Annotated in this window: 2 protein-coding genes; both read left to right on the forward strand. The window is 64.5% G+C overall.

The features are described 5' to 3' along the window. Positions 1-996: 2-oxo acid dehydrogenase subunit E2 (locus A612_RS01005; protein ID WP_040435451.1), on the forward strand; the 996-nt coding region annotated here is incomplete at its 5' end. A gap of 16 nt (positions 997-1,012) precedes the next feature. Further along, a partial coding sequence (locus A612_RS01010; protein WP_019372759.1) for an FAD-dependent oxidoreductase occupies positions 1,013-2,330 on the forward strand: 1,318 nt, incomplete at its 3' end.

Raw genomic sequence — 2,330 nt, forward strand, 5'->3', positions numbered from 1 at the left:
CCTGCCGCTGCCACAGTCTCGGTGGCTGTTCCCGCTCACCAGCCCGGCACGCCCACGGCAGGCCTGCCCCATGCATCGCCTTCGGTGCGCAAGTTCGCCCGCGAACTGGGTGTGCCCATCGACGAGGTCAAGGGCACCGGCCCCAAGGGCCGTATCACGCAGGACGACGTGGCCGCCTTCACCAAGCAGGTGATGGCAGGCGCCGTGCAGACCAAGGCCCAGGCGGCCAAGGCGCCTGCAAGTGGTGGCGGCTCCGGCGTGGGCCTTGATCTGCTGCCCTGGCCCAAGGTCGATTTCACCAAGTTCGGCCCGGTGGAGCGCAAGGACCTCTCGCGCATCAAGAAGATCAGCGGCGCCAACCTGCACCGCAACTGGGTGGTCATCCCGCACGTCACCAACCACGACGACGCGGACATCACCGACCTGGAAGCCTTTCGCGTGCAGTTCAACAAAGAGAACGAAAAGAGCGGCGTCAAGGTCACCATGCTCGCCTTCATGATCAAGGCTGCTGTGGCCGCGCTCAAGAAGTTCCCCGAGTTCAACAGCTCGCTCGACGGCGACCAGCTGGTGATGAAGAACTACTTTCACATCGGCTTTGCGGCCGACACGCCCAACGGCCTGGTGGTTCCCGTCATCAAGGATGCCGACCAGAAGGGCATCGTCCAGATCAGCAAGGAAATGGGCGAACTCGCCGCCAAGGCGCGCGAAGGCAAGCTGGCCCCGGCAGACATGCAGGGTGGATGCTTCTCCATCAGCTCGCTGGGCGGCATTGGTGGCCGTTACTTCACGCCCATCATCAACGCGCCTGAAGTCGCCATCATGGGCGTGTGCAAGAGCAGCATCGAACCCAAGTGGGACGGCAAGCAATTCGCCCCACGCCTGATGCTGCCCCTCTCCTTGAGCTGGGACCACCGCGTGATCGACGGCGCCGCCGCCGCGCGCTTCAACGTGTACTTTGCCTCGCTGCTGGCGGACTTCCGCCGCATCGTGATGTAACGCGAGGGCAACACCCATGGCAATCATCGACATCAAGGTGCCCGACATTGGCGACTTCGCCGAAGTGGCCATCATCGAAGTGCTGGTCAAACCCGGCGACACCATCAAGGCCGAGCAAAGCCTGGTCACCGTGGAGTCCGACAAGGCCTCCATGGAGATCCCGTCCAGCCATGCTGGCGTGGTCAAGGAGCTGAAGGTCAAGCTCGGCGACAAGGTCGCCGAAGGCTCGGTGGTGCTGACCCTGGAAGTGCAGGGTGCAGGCGCAGCCGCTCCAGCGCCTGCAGCTGCCCCTGCGCCCGCGGTTTCTGAGCCAAAACAGGCTCCAGCGCCCACCCCACAAGCGCAAGCAGCTATTAATCCAGTAGCGTCCAGCTTTGCTGGTACGGCGGATCTGGACTGCGACGTGCTCGTGCTGGGCGGCGGCCCCGGCGGCTATTCGGCAGCCTTCCGCGCGGCCGACCTGGGCCTCAAGGTCATCATCGTCGAGCGCTACGCAGCCCTGGGCGGCGTGTGCCTGAACGTGGGCTGCATCCCGTCCAAGGCGCTGCTGCACGTGGCCGCCGTCATGGACGAGGTCAGCCACCTGTCCGCCGCAGGCATTGACTTTGGCGCGCCCAAAGTCAACGTCGATACGCTGCGCGGCCACAAGGAAAAGGTCATCGGCAAGCTCACCGGCGGCCTGGCCGCCATGGCCAAGATGCGCAAGGTGACCACCGTGCGTGGCTACGGTGCCTTCGTTGGCGCCAACCACCTCGAAGTGGAAGAGACCACCGGCACTGGCCAGGAGAAGACGGGCACCAAGAAGGTCATCGCCTTCAAGAAAGCCATCATCGCCGCTGGCAGCCAGGCCGTGCGCCTGCCGTTCATGCCCAACGACCCGCGCGTGGTCGATTCCACCGGCGCGCTGGCGCTCAGCGGCGTGCCCAAACGCATGCTCATCCTGGGCGGCGGCATCATCGGCCTGGAAATGGGCACGGTGTACAGCACCCTGGGCGCACGCCTGGATGTGGTGGAAATGATGGACGGCCTGATGCAGGGCGCCGACCGCGACCTGGTCAAGATCTGGCAGAAGATGAACGCCAAGCGCTTCGACAACATCATGTTGAAGACGAAAACCGTCGGTGCCGAGGCCACACCTGAAGGCATCAAGGTCACATTCGCGCCAGCGGAAGAGGGCGGCACCACCCCCGAACCCCAGGTGTACGACCTGGTGCTGCAGGCCGTGGGCCGCACGCCCAACGGCAAGAAGATTGCCGCTGAAAAGGCTGGCGTGGCCGTCACGGACCGTGGCTTCATCAACGTCGATATCCAGATGCGCACCAACGTGCCGCACA

This window comes from Melaminivora alkalimesophila (genome assembly GCF_000282995.1).
Classification (GTDB): domain Bacteria; phylum Pseudomonadota; class Gammaproteobacteria; order Burkholderiales; family Burkholderiaceae_C; genus Melaminivora; species Melaminivora alkalimesophila.